13 protein-coding genes are annotated in these 15,508 nt (G+C 56.1%); 5 read left to right on the forward strand and 8 right to left on the reverse strand.

Annotation, left to right across the window (positions count from 1 at the left end):
* Positions 1-171: 171 nt before the first annotated feature.
* Together V2B23_RS29745 and V2B23_RS29750 are read left to right on the forward strand one after the other, a co-directional pair.
* Positions 172-510, forward strand: coding sequence for a hypothetical protein (locus tag V2B23_RS29745; RefSeq protein WP_430953539.1), 339 nt, complete (start codon positions 172-174; stop codon positions 508-510).
* A 19-nt stretch (positions 511-529) separates the two neighbouring features.
* Entirely contained in the window at positions 530-2,611 is a 2,082-nt protein-coding gene (locus V2B23_RS29750; protein ID WP_430953540.1) for a DUF3883 domain-containing protein, read from the forward strand.
* Between the two features lie 479 nt (positions 2,612-3,090).
* Here the strand turns inward: V2B23_RS29750 and V2B23_RS29755 are convergent, their stop codons facing one another.
* Together V2B23_RS29755 and V2B23_RS29760 are read right to left on the reverse strand one after the other, a co-directional pair.
* The gene (locus tag V2B23_RS29755; protein ID WP_430953541.1) at positions 3,091-5,826 is read right to left on the reverse strand and encodes a site-specific DNA-methyltransferase; all 2,736 of its coding nucleotides are present in this window, start codon (positions 5,824-5,826) and stop codon (positions 3,091-3,093) included.
* A 16-nt stretch (positions 5,827-5,842) separates the two neighbouring features.
* Positions 5,843-8,956 carry a BPTD_3080 family restriction endonuclease gene (locus tag V2B23_RS29760; protein WP_430953542.1) on the reverse strand — a complete coding sequence of 1,038 codons (3,114 nt, stop codon included), beginning with the start codon at positions 8,954-8,956 and terminating at the stop codon, positions 5,843-5,845.
* Positions 8,957-10,079: 1,123 nt separating this feature from the next.
* On the opposite strand from V2B23_RS29760, the gene V2B23_RS29765 reads away from it, so the two are divergent.
* From V2B23_RS29765 to V2B23_RS29775, 3 genes are all read left to right on the forward strand, one after another.
* On the forward strand, positions 10,080-10,373 hold the full coding sequence (locus tag V2B23_RS29765; RefSeq protein ID WP_430953543.1) for a DUF4357 domain-containing protein: 294 nt from the start codon (positions 10,080-10,082) through the stop codon (positions 10,371-10,373).
* Positions 10,374-11,676: 1,303 nt separating this feature from the next.
* On the forward strand, positions 11,677-11,823 hold the full coding sequence (locus V2B23_RS29770) for a hypothetical protein (protein WP_430953544.1): 147 nt from the start codon (positions 11,677-11,679) through the stop codon (positions 11,821-11,823).
* Positions 11,820-12,221, forward strand: coding sequence for an ATP-binding protein (locus V2B23_RS29775; protein ID WP_430953545.1), 402 nt, complete (start codon positions 11,820-11,822; stop codon positions 12,219-12,221). The genes V2B23_RS29770 and V2B23_RS29775 overlap by 4 nt, the downstream gene beginning before the upstream one ends.
* A 368-nt stretch (positions 12,222-12,589) precedes the next feature.
* Here V2B23_RS29775 and V2B23_RS29780 read toward each other — a convergent pair whose 3' ends face one another.
* The 6 genes from V2B23_RS29780 to V2B23_RS29805 form a co-directional block, all read right to left on the reverse strand.
* The gene (locus V2B23_RS29780) at positions 12,590-12,712 is read right to left on the reverse strand and encodes a hypothetical protein (protein ID WP_430953546.1); all 123 of its coding nucleotides are present in this window, start codon (positions 12,710-12,712) and stop codon (positions 12,590-12,592) included.
* Complete coding sequence (locus V2B23_RS29785; protein ID WP_430953547.1) at positions 12,709-12,930, reverse strand: hypothetical protein; 222 nt, start codon at positions 12,928-12,930, stop codon at positions 12,709-12,711. Before V2B23_RS29785 ends, V2B23_RS29780 begins: the two co-directional genes overlap by 4 nt.
* Positions 12,931-13,025: 95 nt before the next feature.
* Positions 13,026-13,664, reverse strand: coding sequence for a hypothetical protein (locus V2B23_RS29790; RefSeq protein ID WP_430953548.1), 639 nt, complete (start codon positions 13,662-13,664; stop codon positions 13,026-13,028).
* Between the two features lie 465 nt (positions 13,665-14,129).
* Entirely contained in the window at positions 14,130-14,774 is a 645-nt protein-coding gene (locus tag V2B23_RS29795; RefSeq protein ID WP_430953549.1) for a TetR family transcriptional regulator, read from the reverse strand.
* A 159-nt stretch (positions 14,775-14,933) separates the two neighbouring features.
* Complete coding sequence (locus tag V2B23_RS29800) at positions 14,934-15,137, reverse strand: cold-shock protein (RefSeq protein ID WP_072782779.1); 204 nt, start codon at positions 15,135-15,137, stop codon at positions 14,934-14,936.
* 125 nt (positions 15,138-15,262) lie between these two features.
* On the reverse strand, positions 15,263-15,508 hold a 246-nt coding region (locus V2B23_RS29805; RefSeq protein WP_430953550.1), incomplete at its 5' end, for a MerR family transcriptional regulator.

Below are 15,508 nucleotides of genomic sequence, written 5' to 3' on the forward strand. Positions count from 1 at the left end.
GCAACTTCCATCCTGCCGCGAAGGGCCAGCCCGTCTACTTCAATCCAGCGTCAGCAACGTCCATACCCACAACAGCTTGTCCACCCCTGTAGTAGTTTCCGTGAGGGAGAAGTCTCCAGTCCGCATCAATAGCAAAATTGCACCCGACCAACGCTGAATGGAGAGATAACAATGGCAAAAGATATCAGCATTGAACTAACAGATCGCATTGAACGAATGGACGCACTAGAAGATAGGTTGGGTATCGAATTAGAAGCTTTATATGCTGTCTACAAAAATGACGGTTACTCCAGTGAATTATTGGTAAACTTTGACTTGATTGCAGCGTCGGGAAAAATTGATGATTCGCTGGAGGTTAATATTTCAGTCTATAATCGAAATGGCCAGTTGGTTGCTACAAAATATGCTTATGTCAGCAAAGCTGGGTTTATAGGATTTCAATCCTGTAGTCAACGTCTTGATTGTGATGAACCGCCATCAAAAATTCGAATTTATCCAACTGTTTCGTAGAAATTAAGGATTGCATTTCGTGACTATACTCGAAACCGTGCGTCAAGAACTTCTCGTCGAGGCGACAGGGTCCCCGCAACTGCTTTCGGACATGGCTGGTCTTGAACGGTATGTTGCCGAGTCGTATTCGACCCGAACTTTCATCGAACTGCTGCAGAATGCCGACGATGCGGGCGCGAACCGAGTTGTCTTTAAGCGCGGTGACAATTGGGTAATCTGTGCTAATGTGGGTCGGCCATTTGATCTCGCTGACTTTCGTGCATTGTGTAGAAGTTCCTCGTCGAGTAAGTCGCGAGGACAAGGCATTGGCTATCGCGGCATTGGGTTTAAGTCGGTAGTAGGGGTTGCCGATCGAGTCCACTTAATAAGTAGCCAGTTGCGAGCAACCTTCTCTCGGGAACTCACAAAAAGCCTCATCGGCGGGTCCGCGCCAGTGCCATTAATTCGAATCCCGCATCCGCTAGCGATAGACTCCAAATCAGACCAAATGGCTGTCGCACAGCAATTAATTGAATCGGGTTTTTCGACCGTATTCATCATGGAGGGGCTCAATCAGGATCAGGTGGACGAGGAATTTGCACGATTTGACTCCGACTATCTCCTGTTCTTGAATCATGTTTCTTCAGTTTCTATCCAGGGGTCCTCGGAGTTTCAATTTCAGTGTCGCCGCCAGCCCATAAATGACGAATTAACGATCCTCAATATTTCAGCGCCAAACGGCACTGGGAAATGGAAAGTTGAGCGGCTCGGAGAGGTTTCTCTCGCATTCTCAATGAATGGAAAGCGCGTTGTCCCCCTCCGTGCAAGTGAATCAATCGTACACGCCTATCTGCCAACCTTGGAGCAGTCGGGATTCGGAATTAGAATAAACGGTGATTTTAGTACCGATCCATCGCGAACTCGAATAAATCTTGACTCTCATACTGCAATTCAAATCGACTTAATCGCTGCTGCGATCAGTGATCGAGTTCTGGCGGCAATGGAGTCATCAGGGAGTGAAAATTCCGACATTCTCGCGTGTCTGTCGCCAAATGTAGATGATACTGCATTAAAATTTCAGAAACGTAATTTTAGATCGGAACTCCTAAATAATGTTTCCGAACGACTTCGTCCGCTCCGTCATATTTTTAGCCTCGCGCCTGTTTGGTTCAACGAAAATGATTCCGCGAAAATATTGAATTACCCAGAAGGGTGTCGATTGATTTCGCAGTCCGCAACCGAGTCATCACCATCCGTCAAGGTTGCGAAATTTGCCGGAGTGACGACCGTGTCAGTTAAAGAATTGCTTATGTCGGCGGTATCCGGCTCGATGACAAGTGTCGGATGCGCTGAAATTATCGGCCATGTTATCAAGAGTGTTGTACCAATCGGTGTTTCTATCGAAGAGTTAATTTCCTCGAAAGTTTGGTTCACTGAAGACGGACCGAAAGAATTGATCGAAATAGTTTCGTCCAATCAAAAAGTATCGACCGATTTCCTGGAGTCCCTGACGCGTAGTGGAACTGACGCCGATTCCATCCTGCGCCGGCTCAGAAGATACATGGAAAGTGATGGACTAAGAAAGGCGCTCGGGATGAGCTGTGTCGAAGGGAATATCGTATCTCCTGATCCTGCTGAATTCGCGGATACCGTCACAGTAAGTCCCGAACCACTAGGCGATCCGCTTCAGCACATTCACGATGTCTCGCTTCCTCCAAGAATCCGAATCGCAACGACCCGAAATGCTTCAGCCTGGCGTTCCGCCGAGCTCTGTGTCTTGGGACTCCTTACTGATCTGGGTTACGTGGCCGAGGACCATAGTCGACAAAACCTTGGCTATGACCTTCTCGCGACGCACGATTCGCTACAGTATTTTGTCGAAGTGAAGTCGATCAATTACGCAGGTCAGCCGTTCTCGTTGACTCCCAACGAAGACTCCTTCGCGAGAGACTCAAAAGACCGGTACATTCTGGCACTTGTTCTCCGTGCCACCGGCACCACGTATGTCCAGTTCCTTCGGAACCCCCGAGAACGACTGGAATTCACAAAACAGTGTCGTCAGTGGTCGTGGGAGTGCAGCCAATACGAGTTCGAAGCGGGCTATGAACTCACTGAATCGTAACGTCGTCCGATACTGAAACTCGGGCCTTTCATTCCCAATGATTTGCAGATAAAGAGGTTCGAGCTAGAGCCGGATTTGCGGATCCATCCACCTGTGCAGGACCGGTCACCAAGCGCCCGGGAGAAAACCGTACAATTACAGTACATTTCGAGAGAGTACGTCCCATTCGGGCTGAACGGGCGTGACTATTATCCGCCGATCCCGGAGCTGGGAACGTGGAGGCCCCGCACCATCCACGATTGGCGGGCATTCATTAAGAACCTTCGAACGAGCCGCGCGATGGAGAAGGCAACAGCCTGGCATTAGCATCGACTCGTCGAAACACAGTGCATGTTCGTGCACAGTAATTCTGACTTAATGCAGCAGTCTTCTGAAACTGACACACCCGATCAAGATCGAAATGCGACTGACGAAGGTGACTGATAGAGATAAGGCAACTCCACCGAAAGTGGAGCTGCCCGTCACTCTCTCTAGGTGTACTACTCGACTTCGAAGATCTTCATGACTTCGTCGCCATAGTCGTTGATCACCTTCACTGCGATTCGTCCAGTACTGGGCTTCGGGAACGGTCGTGACGTCGTGGAGTACAGTGAATCCCACGCATCCGCGTCGATATCAGCTTTAAGTGACCGTTGCAGCTGTTCATAGGGCTTGCTCCCGCCGGTGAAGTAGCAATGCCGGACGAAAAATGACTCCGAGTTGTAGTCGCTGTCGATCATCCACAAGGCAATCTGCGAAGTATCATGGGTGCGAACTTTCCCTGTGTTTGGGTCGTAGACATCGACGCCGAGCAGGTCTACTATCACGGTGTCACCATCGACGTTCAGTTCGATGTCCGGCTCGCCGAACACCATGAACAAGTTCCCGGCGCCGGTTTTTTTGAGTTCGTCACCCATAAGCAGGTCGGCATTCATTCGCACGAACAGAACAGGCAACCGGCCCAGGTTCCGTGAGGCTGCTACTTCCGCGAAGTCGTCAGTCTTCTCCAGGTCGCCACCACCGTCTACTGTCTTGACACCGCTTGCAGCTGGATCGAATGCAAACGCGAGTACTGCGAGGACATCGATATCGCCGGCTGTGATCGCCTCGCGGGCAGCATCTTTCACGAACCGCGGTGAAACCGTCCCATACTGCGGACCTATCGCCAACCCGACCCGCAGAGGTGCCTCACCAGACTCGGCGCTCTGCGTTGCTACTGCCTGTACGAACTGTCCTGCGTAAGGTTCTAGAGCCTCAAGCTCCATACGCTCTGACTTTCGGCCATTTTGGATCCCTGACGCGGACAGATTCGAGAGAATCATCTGTTCGAATGATTCATCATTGGAAACGTCATCACCGAGTTCGTACTGCTGATTCAGGCTGGCACGCTGTTCCCCGCTCGTATCCTCTACACCGTTGAAGGAAGCAGCCCGATGCGGTGATAACGACTCGACCGTGAATCGTCCCGCCACGCGAACTCGGCGAGGATCTTCATAAGGTCGGTCATACAGCAACTCCTGGTCAGCGTGTCGCGATATCGCCTTATCGATCTCGTCTCTAGCCATCCCCTCTACAACGTCAGGGTTATTGGCTATAGAACGAAGCATCACATGAGGAACCCGTGCGTATACGAATCCGTGACGGATATCGTTGGTTGCAAGCCCGCTTGATGCCGGGTGCGCGGATAGATCCCACTCTTTGCGGCGACCCGCATCCGAGTCCGCGAGAATGTAGTACGGATACTTTGATGCCATCAGCCGCTGACGTGCAAGTGCAATTGCTACTCGTGAGGTGTCAATTGTTATCCAGCGGCGTCCATACTGCTCAGCAACCGTGGCTGTGGTCCCGGACCCGCAGGTAGGGTCCAGAACCAAGTCACCAGGATCAGTGCTCATAAGAATGCAGCGTTCGATCACTTTGTTCGCGGTCTGGACGACGTAGACCTTGTCGCCACCGAACTGGTTCTGGCCAACGGTATCGGTCCAGACATTGACCAGCGGATAGGCGGGAAAGTCGTCAAGGTAGCGAATGTAGCCCAGGTTTTTTCCGCTGCCCGCATGTACGCGCTCAGCGAGAAGTAGTCGCTGCATACCTTCTTCACTGGTCTTCCAGACCCCGGGATGGGGACGGTACGTTCGGCCGTTCACGGTCACGGGGTAACGAGTCTTATCGACTCCAGAAGTCGACGTCAGGTTGTCTACGCCGAAGATACGTGCGCCATCTGGTACTGGTTGGCCGCGCTTTTCCTCTTTCAAGAGTGGCCGAGTTGTCCCGTCCGCCAATCTCACGCTGGTGTAGAGGCTTCCCCCTTCTTGCCCTGCTTTTTTCTCTTTCCATAGCGCGCGATACTTGACTCGATCTTTGCTCTTTGCATACCAGAGCACATAGTCAACGACGCTGGGAATGCTTTTTAGTTCTCCAGGACTTCCCGCACCTGTTGTCTTCTGAACGACGATCGTCGAATAGTAGTTCTCGGCTCCGAAAACCTCATCAAGCAGGCTGCGGACAAGGTGCAGGTTCTCCTCGCTGATCTGCACAAATATTGATCCGGAGGCTGCGAGGAGATCGTGTGCGGCGACCAGTCTGTCTCGCAGGTAGGCGAGGTATGAGTTGATGCCATATTCCCAAGTGTCGCGAAATGCCTTGATCATCTCGACATCGCGAGTAATGTGCTCGATCTTGCCATCTTTGACAGTGCGATCACTCGCAGCAGTTTGGAAGTTGGATCCGAACTTGATTCCATAAGGAGGATCGAGATAGACCATTTGAACTTGTCCGCGAAGGCTCTCTCGTTCGGCAAGTGATCCCATGACCTGCAGTGAATCGCCCAAGATCATCCGGTTTGACCAGTTGGCCGAGTGGCGGTAAAAGTCGACGGAGTCGTATTCGTCGAGTCCATCGAATACATCGAACATGGCTATCTCGGGTTCGAGTTCGTCAGCCTTGGCAGTTTTACGGAGATTTTCGATCAGCACTCGGGGGTCGATCTTCTCCTGGATGAAGATCGGCGGGGCGTCGACTTTGAGGTCTTGGGCATCTTGGGCGTCTTTGCCCTTCCACACCAGTTGAGGATCCAGTGATGTGTCACGGGGATAGAGCACTACCCTCGGTGCTTCGATCTCGGGTGTCACGAATGCGTGAGCGTCTGCCGTGGGCAGATTGGTGCGCTTGTCGCCATGTTCAATCCGTTCGACCGGTGTTGGGCCTTTGGGTACGGGAGCCTTGCGTGCGTTCATTCTCGGGGGCTCCGTTTCAGAGGGTTAGCTGGTCGGGTGTTGACAGGTCTGCGGGGATCGGAAGATCGTTGTTGAGGTGTCGGATCGCTTCGGTAAGTGCATGACGCGCGCCGCTCATGGATCGAATCTCGAGATAGCCCCATCTGCCGAGTCCACCGTGATTGTTAACCGCGGGGATCCAGGTGTTACGTGCCGTTTCCGCCTTGGCCAACGTCGGGCCGGCGGGCTTCTGACCTCCGGAAACTTCGACGATGAGGGTTCGAGTGTGCGGGTCGCCGTCGCGTTCGACCAGCTTCACGAGAAAGTCCGGGTGGTACTCGGCTGCTTTGCCTTTATGGACGTAAGGGATTGTGAACCCAAGGTGGTCGTTTTTTACGTATGACGCCACCAGCTCAGCCATGTCCTCAAGTGTCTCGGCAATGGTTTTCTCCCACTGGTTGACACCGCCTGCGCGTGCTGGGTCTAGGACCACGTGGGAGATCGGTGATCGCTCAGTGTCGATCACGGGTTTACGGGTCTGAAAGTACACGTTGTCGGTGGAACCGATTGGCCGAAACTCCCGCAATACAGGGCGAAGCCAGGTGATGCGCTTCTCTTCGTCTTGTTCGGTGAGTGCTTGGTAGATGTACTCGGAGGCCTCGACGAGACGTTCGGTGGTTTGCATGATTTCACCGATGTGGCGGCCAGCTTCGATGGTGACGCACTCGCGTAGCCAGGTTCGGCAGAGCTTGGATATGTCACCGAACAACCATGGTCGGCGGGAGTTGTCGTCTGCCGTCAGTTGACGGGCGATCAGAGTTTCAGCAAGTTTGTATGCGACCGTTTGTTCACGGATGCCGCGCATGTTTCTTCCTTCGATGACGACCGATTCGCCTACCAGCCCGGAGGTTTCGGTCCAGGTAGGAACATTGGATGCAGACAGCAGGTAGTTGCGGGCGGTCGTGATGTCGATCGTCGGCGGCAGGTCCGGCTGTTCGATCCGGTAGCCCTGTACATGCGGAAACACGATCTTCATGCTTTCCCGCTCCACTTTTGTGTAGACCTCGACAGCGGGAGGGGACGGTGGTGTGTCTACGACGGTGCCATCAGAGGGAATGAATGCGAACGGGATTCCGTAAACGTTGGCGTACTCGGGATCGAACATCCCTTGGTCGTTGAGTGCATAGGAACGACGGCGCAAGCCTCGGCCCACCACTTGCTCACACAGAAGTTGGGAGCGGAACGCACGGATACCGAGGATATGGGTGACGTTGTTGGCGTCCCATCCCTCGGTAAGCATCGATACCGAAACTACGCAGCGAACGTCGGCACCGAGCTTGCCGCGCTTGCCGACGGTGTTAAGCACTTCGCGTAGCAGATCCTCATTGGTGATCGAGTCGGCATCCGCACCTGGGTAGCGGATGCGATAGTCAGCTTTGAAGGCCTCGATCTCTGCGGCCGCGGTCTGTGCGAAATCGCTGGTGAATGATTCGCCGGACTCGATGGCCTTCGAGTCGATTAGCAGTGAAAGCGGTCGTGCATAGGGTCGATCACCAATCCCATTCGCGAACAGCGGCAGGTTGCCCGACTTGTAATGGTCGCGGCCGTCCTCGTCCTCGGAAAGGGAAATTACGCCGGCGACCCACTGGTAAACCAGCTTCGAGACCAAGGTGTTCGAGCACACTACGATGAAGACTGGGGGCGGTTCACCGAGGTCGCGGAGTTGTTCTTCCCAGAGCGCGTATGCCTTCTCATAGTCCGCGTACAGCGACTCGAGCGCACCTTGGACCACCGGTGGCGGCATCCAAGTATCCGGGTTAATTGTCTTGTCAGTATTCCTGGCGGGTAGCTTCGGATCGATGTTGTCCCACAGGTTCAGATACGCCACAGTAGCGCTGGCAGCGTCGTCGTTGACTGGGGTGCGCGGCACCTTGACAAGACCCGATTCGATGGCGTCCATCAAGGAAAAATCAGACGCAACCCATGGGAAGATGAATCCTTCCGGCCACCCGGATCCGGTTAGGTAAAACGGTGTGGCGGACAGGTCATAGACCGTCTTGATGCCAACTTTTTTAGCAATCGAGTGCAAGCCGCGAAACCACATTCGAGCCGCTTCGGTGGCTTCCTTCACCTCAGTCTTCTCGATGGTGGAAAGTTTTTTCACCTCGGCCGCGGCCTCATCGGTGGCGCGATCTACGTAGCAATGGTGTGCCTCGTCGTTGAACACGACGATCTCAGAAAGCTTTCCTTTACCTGTGAAGCCACGCAGCACACGCGAGACCATCTGCTCTGGGGTTTCGGTGAACGGGTCGACGGACTTACCGACGTTGAGCAGTTTTCGAGTATTTTTGGCAATCCCCTTGGCTTCATTGACTAAACGAAGCTGTAATTGATGGTAATTGATGATCTTGATTTCAGCTTGTCCGAGGGCATGCTGCAGGTCAGGCGGGACAAGATCGCGTTCGTCGTAGTAATTGTCCGGAACTGCGGGTTGCAGTACCTGCAACCGATCACGGATCGTAACGCCTGGCGCCACAATCAGGAACCGCTTGGAGAAGCGTCCGTCGCGAGGCGAATGCACTTTGTTGATGGTGTTCCAGGCGATGAGCATGCCCATGACAACAGTCTTGCCGGCACCGGTCGCCATCTTGAGTGCGATTCGTGGCAGATCCTGATTGTGCTCTGCGTTGATCGCATCCATGCGAGTACGCCAGTCGGTATTGCCTGCTCGGCCCGCAACCTCAGCAAGGTAGATCGCTGTCTCGGCGGCCTCTCGTTGGGCGAAAAGCACGCGGTTCTCTTTGTCCGGGTTGGACCAGTGTTCGAGGAGTTTGCGAGTGTATGGCGTGACGGTCGGATAGCCACGCATCCGCCATAATCCCACCTCGCGGCGCAAAGAGTTGATCAGATCGTTGGTTTCACGGCGTTCGCGCGTGATGTCGAGATCGAGGGACTGCTGCTCAGCGGCAGGGACTGACATCGCCGCTGCGGGCGTGGAACCCTTCTTCGCCTTGGCAATCGGAACGAACGATTCCGAAGGTCTGCGTCCATCAACGATTGTGCCGGTTGGGCCTTGCTGACCGAGTTCGTGGTGCCTGCTCGGAATCTCGTACGGGTTGTTGAGGATCGGCTGAGCGATTGTCCCACTCATCGTAGGCTGCAAATCTGTCGTTCCACGCTCTTTCGCACTGCCGCGAACTCCTCCCTCGCTGCGCCAGTGTGACGCAGTCCTTATTGCCACTGGTGGACGATGAACCCCCAGTACAAGAGACGCTACCGGGTCGCCAGTTGAAACATTTGAACACTCGGTACTTTGAGTAGCCAGAGCTCGGATACTCGGCTTTTTCGGGTCAGAGATGGGTGCGCCTCGATACTTTCTGATGACCTCCGTGATCTCGCCATGTCTCGGAAAGCTGTAGTTAGATAGGACAGGATCCGACGACGCTGCGGGAAAGCTGGCATCGTTGTTTGTCGGCGCTGGTGATTTCCTCGACCTTGATCAGGGCGGAAGGATTCTCTTAATCCGGTTGATGTGAGGCACTTGATGGCTGCATATCAGGTTCAAGCAGGACTGCCGATCCCGATTAGCTCAACGATCACGACTAAGGTAAACGGCCATGCGAAGTCGCTCTCGGGGATGCACTATTCAGGTTCACTTGTGGAATGGAGATCCTCACGGTATTCGGGTTGTTAGCCGTGCCGGCTGGGACGGGTATCTCCTCGTAATTCCCTCATCTGAAGCTGACATTGCGCGAGAGCTCGACGAGGAGCTGAACCGAATCAGCACCGTCGTGATGCTGGGTCCAGCCGAAAACGGCAGACTCCGTGTGCGTCTCACACATGCCAGCCCGGCTGTAGCCCAACTGGGTGCCTTCGCCTCAGATCAACTGTGGACCCATATGTTCGTGCTCGGCCGAGAGTCCGAATTTCCTCAGGTATTCGCCCGCCAAGTAGCCTTACGTCTCATCCAGGCAGCTCGTCGCCATGGGCAGGTGGAAGTTGTCGAAACGTATCCCACTCCGCCTAAGCCAGTTCGGGCGGCTGTGCGAGACGAGGTCGATGCCTTCACAAGAGAAGCCATGGTCTTCATGGCGCTCTGTGGGGTAACGATCTTCGACACGACCATTGAGAGGGAACCCTCTGTATCTCAGGGCCCTCCAGCTGCACAACCACGAATGCCGACTATCGGTTCCGGCCGACACGGGAGATCTGGTTCTGCGTCGGGCGATACACGCCCTCCGCCTGCACGACCTTCACAAGCCAGATCTCATCAGATGACGGAGAAGGCGTACTACGACGAAGATATGCACCTCCTCCTCGAACTCGGGTTACTCAAGGGCGGACAGCTACTCCAGCTGCCTCAGCCACGGAAAGGCGTCACTCACAAGGCCACAGTCGAGCCCGACGGTGCGTTGCGGTTCCAAAACAGGCGGTATCCGTCACCATCCGGTGCAGCGGTGGCAGCTACCGGAAGCTCAAGCAACGGCTGGATCGCATGGCACACAACGGACGGCCGACCACTTGATTTCCTTCGAAAGAAGGCTCGTAAGAGCAAGGGTAAGAGTTAGCTTGTCCGTGATCCTGTGAAGTACCAACGAAGGCTGTTTATGACAGCTTGAGTCGAGATGAAGATCAATTGTGGAAACGGTGCTCTCAACCAGTGGCGGCTGCACCCCGATTATCCCAGCGATTGCGCTTTGCCTCGTTGTGGATTGTTGATTGCGAAGGAACCAGAATCCGCTACCACCAGTCGAAAATCGATCGGTTTACGTCACACGGCTGGTGATCGAGTTTGTGCAGGTAAGACTTGTTTGGTTCTGTCGAGAACTCGTGTCGAAAATCTATGTCGGATTGCTGCCGTGGCATGGTGTTTTCGACGGTCGTAGGCATGTGTTCCGGTGAAGGCGGAAACGATGCCACCTGGGAATCGAACGAGGACGATAACCGCCGACGGTGTCTCAGTCGTCGGAGATGATGCTGATTGCGCAGCGGTAGTCCGGACCATCGTGACAGGACCGGCGCGAGAAAATCGTCGCACCGACAGAGGCATAGCGCCGTTCAAGACCTCCGACTTTCCCGTGAAGTCGGAGGTCTCGAACGTCGTCCGTATTGAGCACACAACACGGCGACCCATTATCCGTGCCGAGTTGACCTCTTGTGTCGAATCCCCGCCCAACCATGGTAATCAAGCGCACGGACTGGATCCGGGGTTCCGCCTAAGTTCATTCGAACGGATGACAGAGCTCATCCGAAATGGCGGCAAAGGCAGCGTCCCCGTTCCGACTCTGTTGCGGACAACGAAAGCCTCGAAATTCTGCGGGAGCTGCGGCCCGAATTGGGTCGGGCTGGTGTCTCGGAAAGCTGTAGGTTTTCACGACATCGCGGATGGCGCGGTACCCAGCGGAGGTTCCCCAGCAATCGGATTGCATCGGTGCCGTTCTCTCGCGCTCAAAGCTGCAGTCACCGCGTCGGACCGCGCCATCAAGCGACCACAGAGCACCGCCACATAGCGATCAACTCCACATTTGTGCAGTTCAGCAGTGTGGCGTGCTCGTCGAGTGATGCCCGGAAAGTCGGGGTCGCCGGTGCGGTGCGCCGCGGTGCGGTGCAGGGAGGGGTGAGCGCTCGTTGCAGGTCGGTATGAGGGTCACTTTGCCAACGACTTTGCAGGTTGTTGTGTTGCACATTTTTTGCGACCGCAATGGACTTGTCCTGCCTCCCATGGCCTGGACCAGCAGTCCGGCTTTTCTTTTCTCATTATTTTCCGCGCTTACCGATCCATTCCCGGTGTGGCTACGAATGCCTCGTAAAAGTATCGATGTTGTGTGCCGGGAGCGTCGGCGTACACATCCTCCCGAAAGGTGTATGTCCATGACGGCTGGCGACGAGAGTCACTGCGTGAACGCGTCGCCGTTGCGGGTCGACGCTGGCGCCGGGATTGCCATGAGCGAGCACCGAGAGCCCGGACATCTCGCCCCTGGCTGGATCGACCTGCGCATCGTCATGGAGAAGAAATGATTATCGACGAGTCGCTGTCCGTTGCAGCTTCCCCTGACCAACTCGGTGTTGTCCGCGCTCATGTGCGCACTGTCGCTGCAGCCCAGGACTTTCCGGCAGATGATCTGGCTGATCTTGTTCTCGCTATCGACGAAGCTGCCAGCATCCTTCTCGATCACAGCGTCCCTTGCAGTGCCCTCACCTGTGTAGTCGCGGTCGAGGGCACTGGTGTACGCGTACACCTCGCTGCCGCCACCACCGCACCGATCAACTCAGATATGACGTTCTTCGGATGGTTCGTTGTCCGTGCCTTGGTCGACGCAGCTTCCGTCGACGTGGAACCGGTTCGGGGCCTTGGAGAAAAGGAAAGCTGGGCAGTGACGATTACTTTGAAGAAAGCGCCGCACACACAGCGATGACCCGCGCGTGTAGGAGTGCAGACGATGCTTCTTGCACGTGCCGATCAAGCGGTACCGCCGGTGATCAATTCACGAAGCGAAGCTGGACATAGTTCCGTTCGTCCCGTCGTCTTTATGGCGAGGAATCTTGTGGGCCACAATATGTCTCGGGCATGTCTGACGAACCCCGGCGCCCGTAGTTCCGAGAACCACCTGCAATGATCGGCGGGTGTCGAATATCGATCTTGATCTCAATCGGTCTTCGACACTTCTGCGAAGGATGCGTACCCCCAGTTCGTTCTGAGGTCGAGGTGTCGAGAACTTGTGTCGAATATCCTGCGGTCTTTGTGCTTTCGACGGTCTTTGTGCTTTCGACAGGAAGGGTTCTTTCAGGCTGCCCACCAGACGGCGAGGATGGCGGAGGCGATGCAGCCGAGAACGACGGCAGTTTCTGCCGCCATGCCGAGCAATTCATGCCTTCGTTTTCGTCGGTTGCCGCGATGCGAGGTCATGGTGTCGGGGTTGGGTGGATCGTGGCTTCGAGTCGGGTGAGACGTTCTTCGAGGGCGCCGGTGATGGCGAGGAGTCCGAGGAGGGTGGGTTCGGTGATGTCGCGGCCTTGGTCGGCGTGGGCGAGCAGGGTTGTGCGTAGGAGCCGGCACATGACGGCGTCGTCGCCGATGGGTAGTTGCGTGAGCTTGGTGGTGATGTGTTCGGTGGGGGAGGTCACGGGTAGCTCCTGCATGTTGTGCATCGCGCGACGAGCGCAAGGAAGGGTCGGATGCTCGGGTGGTGCGGTCACGTCGTCGGTTCGGGCGGTGCTGGTCAGTGGGGGTTGGGGGTGCGCCACAGGGCGGGGATGTCGCCATCGTCGGTGTTGGCGAGGGCGCGGATGCCGTTGGCGTCTTCGGTGAGGATGTCGGCGAAATATTGCCGGTTGGTTTCGTCGAGTCCGTCGGGCAGGTTCGCACCTTTGGTGATCGATGTTGCGGCACCGTCGAGGTAGCGGGCGATCCGCAGCAGCAGTGGACGTGGGACCGGGACGAGGACGGCGGTGGCGTCGGCGCAGATCATGCCGAGGGTCGAAAGCAGGGAAAGGCCGGCGACTGCTTCTTTGTCGTCGAGGTTGATGTGGGCGACTTTCAATGCTTCGGCCAGTGCTGCGGTGCTCAGGCCGATGGCGGCGACGGGCATGGAGATATCGCGTTCGAATTCGATGAGGTCGGCGCCGGGTGCTTCGTCGGAGAGGGACAGTGCGAGCGATTGCGCGAACGAGAGGAGACGTTCGTCGGTGAAGTCCCTCTGCGCGGTCTGGCGCGTGACCCGCATCAATCTCGCGTACTCGGTGAGTTTGTCGTCGAGGATCTTTCGGGCTTCGGTGTCGGTAAGGGTGAGTCCGAGGTCGAGGAGTACGGCTCGCAGTTCGGCGGATCGGGCGGCGAGCCAGGTGGGTCTCGGACTCATGTGCTTCTCCCGTGTCTATGAAGGTTCACCGCGAGGTAGCTACGTACTGTCCGTGGGGCCCTGCTGATGGGCGCAGACCTGCAGTTTTTGGTGGCTCATCGGATTGCGTGTGAGTGCTGCACCGATGAGCCAGTGCCCGGACCTGGCAAGGAAGGAGCACTCGAATATATTACTGTTCCGTTACCTTGTGGTCGTCGTGCGGGCCAGGGTTCGGTAGATGGGTATCGATCAGCTTTTTACGGTAAGTCGCAGATGGGTTCGGCTGAGGCACGTTCTCACAGTGGCTGCCACCCTGACTATTTTCAGGAGTGATGTTCTCTGCGCGGTCTCGTTGAAGGTGGCCGGTGCCGGTGGTCTCGACTCACGCTGTCATAAACCAGGGGATTCCTCGGCGGGTGCGCCGACATAGCTGTGATGGCGAGGAGCAGCGAACCTGACAGCACAGGCACGGGCAGCTACGGATCTTCAATTCCTCTTTGCGCTCGTGCATGCCGAAAGATGTATGTCGGCAAGGTTCTGCATCCGAGTGGTGAAGTCGCCCGGGTCTCCGACGACTCGGATGATGGTGACGGTTCCGAGGAATCCTGCGCACAGGTTCCACGCGAGTTGACGCGTTACAGAGTTGTCCGGGAGCTCTCCTGCTTCGATCGCAGCATCAACGAGCAGACTCGTGATATCAACCCAATTAGTGAATGCTTCTCGGGCGCCGTCGATTCCGGTTTCGGCAGCGAGTCGGAGACCGGCTCGTGCCAGTGAACTGGCTGCCAGGCTTGCCGCGAGGTCCCGGAAGAATGAGCTGATGTCGGTGACGGACTGCTGCGGTGATTTCTGTGCGGCTGAGTACGCGTGATGCAGCGCGCTCGACCAGCGTGTGAGGAGTTCTCGAGCTATCGCCTCTTTCGAGTCGAAGTGAAAATAGATTGCGCCCTTCGTCGATGACGAGGCAGCAACGAGGTCGTTCAGTGAGGTGGCGTCATAGCCGTCGTAGGCGAAGGATCGCGCAGCGGCTTCGAGGATTCTTGCTTTGGTGATCGTTGCCCGCGGTTGGCGTGGGCGGCGTGAATGCACTTGCGGGGTGGCCGGGTGTATGTGATGGGTGGGTTCGGTCATGTCGCGTTCCTGTTGTGGGGGGCCAACTGTCGTGTTCTCGGCCCGCACCGGGATGTGACGGTTCTGTGTCGTAGTGCTTCGTCGTGGTCCTGAAAAAACGTAGTGATGCAGTAGAGGGCCGCACCCGGGCGGGTGCGGCCCTCTACTTGAGGTCTTTAACTAGACGGTGCGCACATTGGTGGCCTGGGGGCCCTTCTGGCCCTGGCCGACCTCGAACTCGACACGCTGGTTCTCGTCGAGCGACTTGTAGCCGTTGCCGGAGATCTCGGAGAAGTGAACGAACACGTCCGGTGTTCCGTCGTCGGGAGCGATGAAACCAAAGCCCTTTTCGCCGTTGAACCACTTCACGATGCCCTGTGCCATACAAATACTCCCTACACTTCGATCCGGGTTTCACATCGAAGTCCCGATCTCGATGGCTCTATCCTCCCACGCCGTACACGTCGGCGGTCATGGCGCAGTGAATACGCAGGGGCCGACACTCGGAATCAGGGTTGTTCGGGCGTGTTACCGGACCCGTGAGTTTGCTGCTGGGTGTGTCGAAGTTCGGCGTTGATGCGTCGGGCTTCGGTGAGTTGGTCTTCGAGGATGATGATGCGGCACGCCGACTCCAGAGGGGCACCGGAGGCGACGAGTTCGTGGGCGCGGGCGGCGATGCGGAGTTGGTAGCGGGAGTAGCGGCGGTGTCCGCCGTCGGAGCGTTGCGGGGTGAGGAGTTTCGCGGCGTCGAGACT

Origin of the sequence: Rhodococcus sp. 24CO (assembly GCF_050586165.1) — a bacterium.
Taxonomy (GTDB): domain Bacteria; phylum Actinomycetota; class Actinomycetes; order Mycobacteriales; family Mycobacteriaceae; genus Rhodococcus_F.

Bases quoted from the DNA above. Each gene is read 5' to 3' on its own strand.
- V2B23_RS29745 (WP_430953539.1), top strand. From the start codon at position 172: ATGGCAAAAGATATCAGCATTGAACTAACAGATCGCATTGAACGAATG.
- V2B23_RS29755 (WP_430953541.1), bottom strand. From the start codon at position 5,826: ATGAACGCACGCAAGGCTCCCGTACCCAAAGGCCCAACACCGGTCGAA.
- V2B23_RS29760 (WP_430953542.1), bottom strand. From the start codon at position 8,956: ATGAGTGGGACAATCGCTCAGCCGATCCTCAACAACCCGTACGAGATT.
- V2B23_RS29765 (WP_430953543.1), top strand. From the start codon at position 10,080: ATGACGGAGAAGGCGTACTACGACGAAGATATGCACCTCCTCCTCGAA.
- V2B23_RS29770 (WP_430953544.1), top strand. From the start codon at position 11,677: ATGACGGCTGGCGACGAGAGTCACTGCGTGAACGCGTCGCCGTTGCGG.
- V2B23_RS29775 (WP_430953545.1), top strand. From the start codon at position 11,820: ATGATTATCGACGAGTCGCTGTCCGTTGCAGCTTCCCCTGACCAACTC.
- V2B23_RS29780 (WP_430953546.1), bottom strand. From the start codon at position 12,712: ATGACCTCGCATCGCGGCAACCGACGAAAACGAAGGCATGAATTGCTC.
- V2B23_RS29790 (WP_430953548.1), bottom strand. From the start codon at position 13,664: ATGAGTCCGAGACCCACCTGGCTCGCCGCCCGATCCGCCGAACTGCGA.
- V2B23_RS29795 (WP_430953549.1), bottom strand. From the start codon at position 14,774: ATGACCGAACCCACCCATCACATACACCCGGCCACCCCGCAAGTGCAT.
- V2B23_RS29800 (WP_072782779.1), bottom strand. From the start codon at position 15,137: ATGGCACAGGGCATCGTGAAGTGGTTCAACGGCGAAAAGGGCTTTGGT.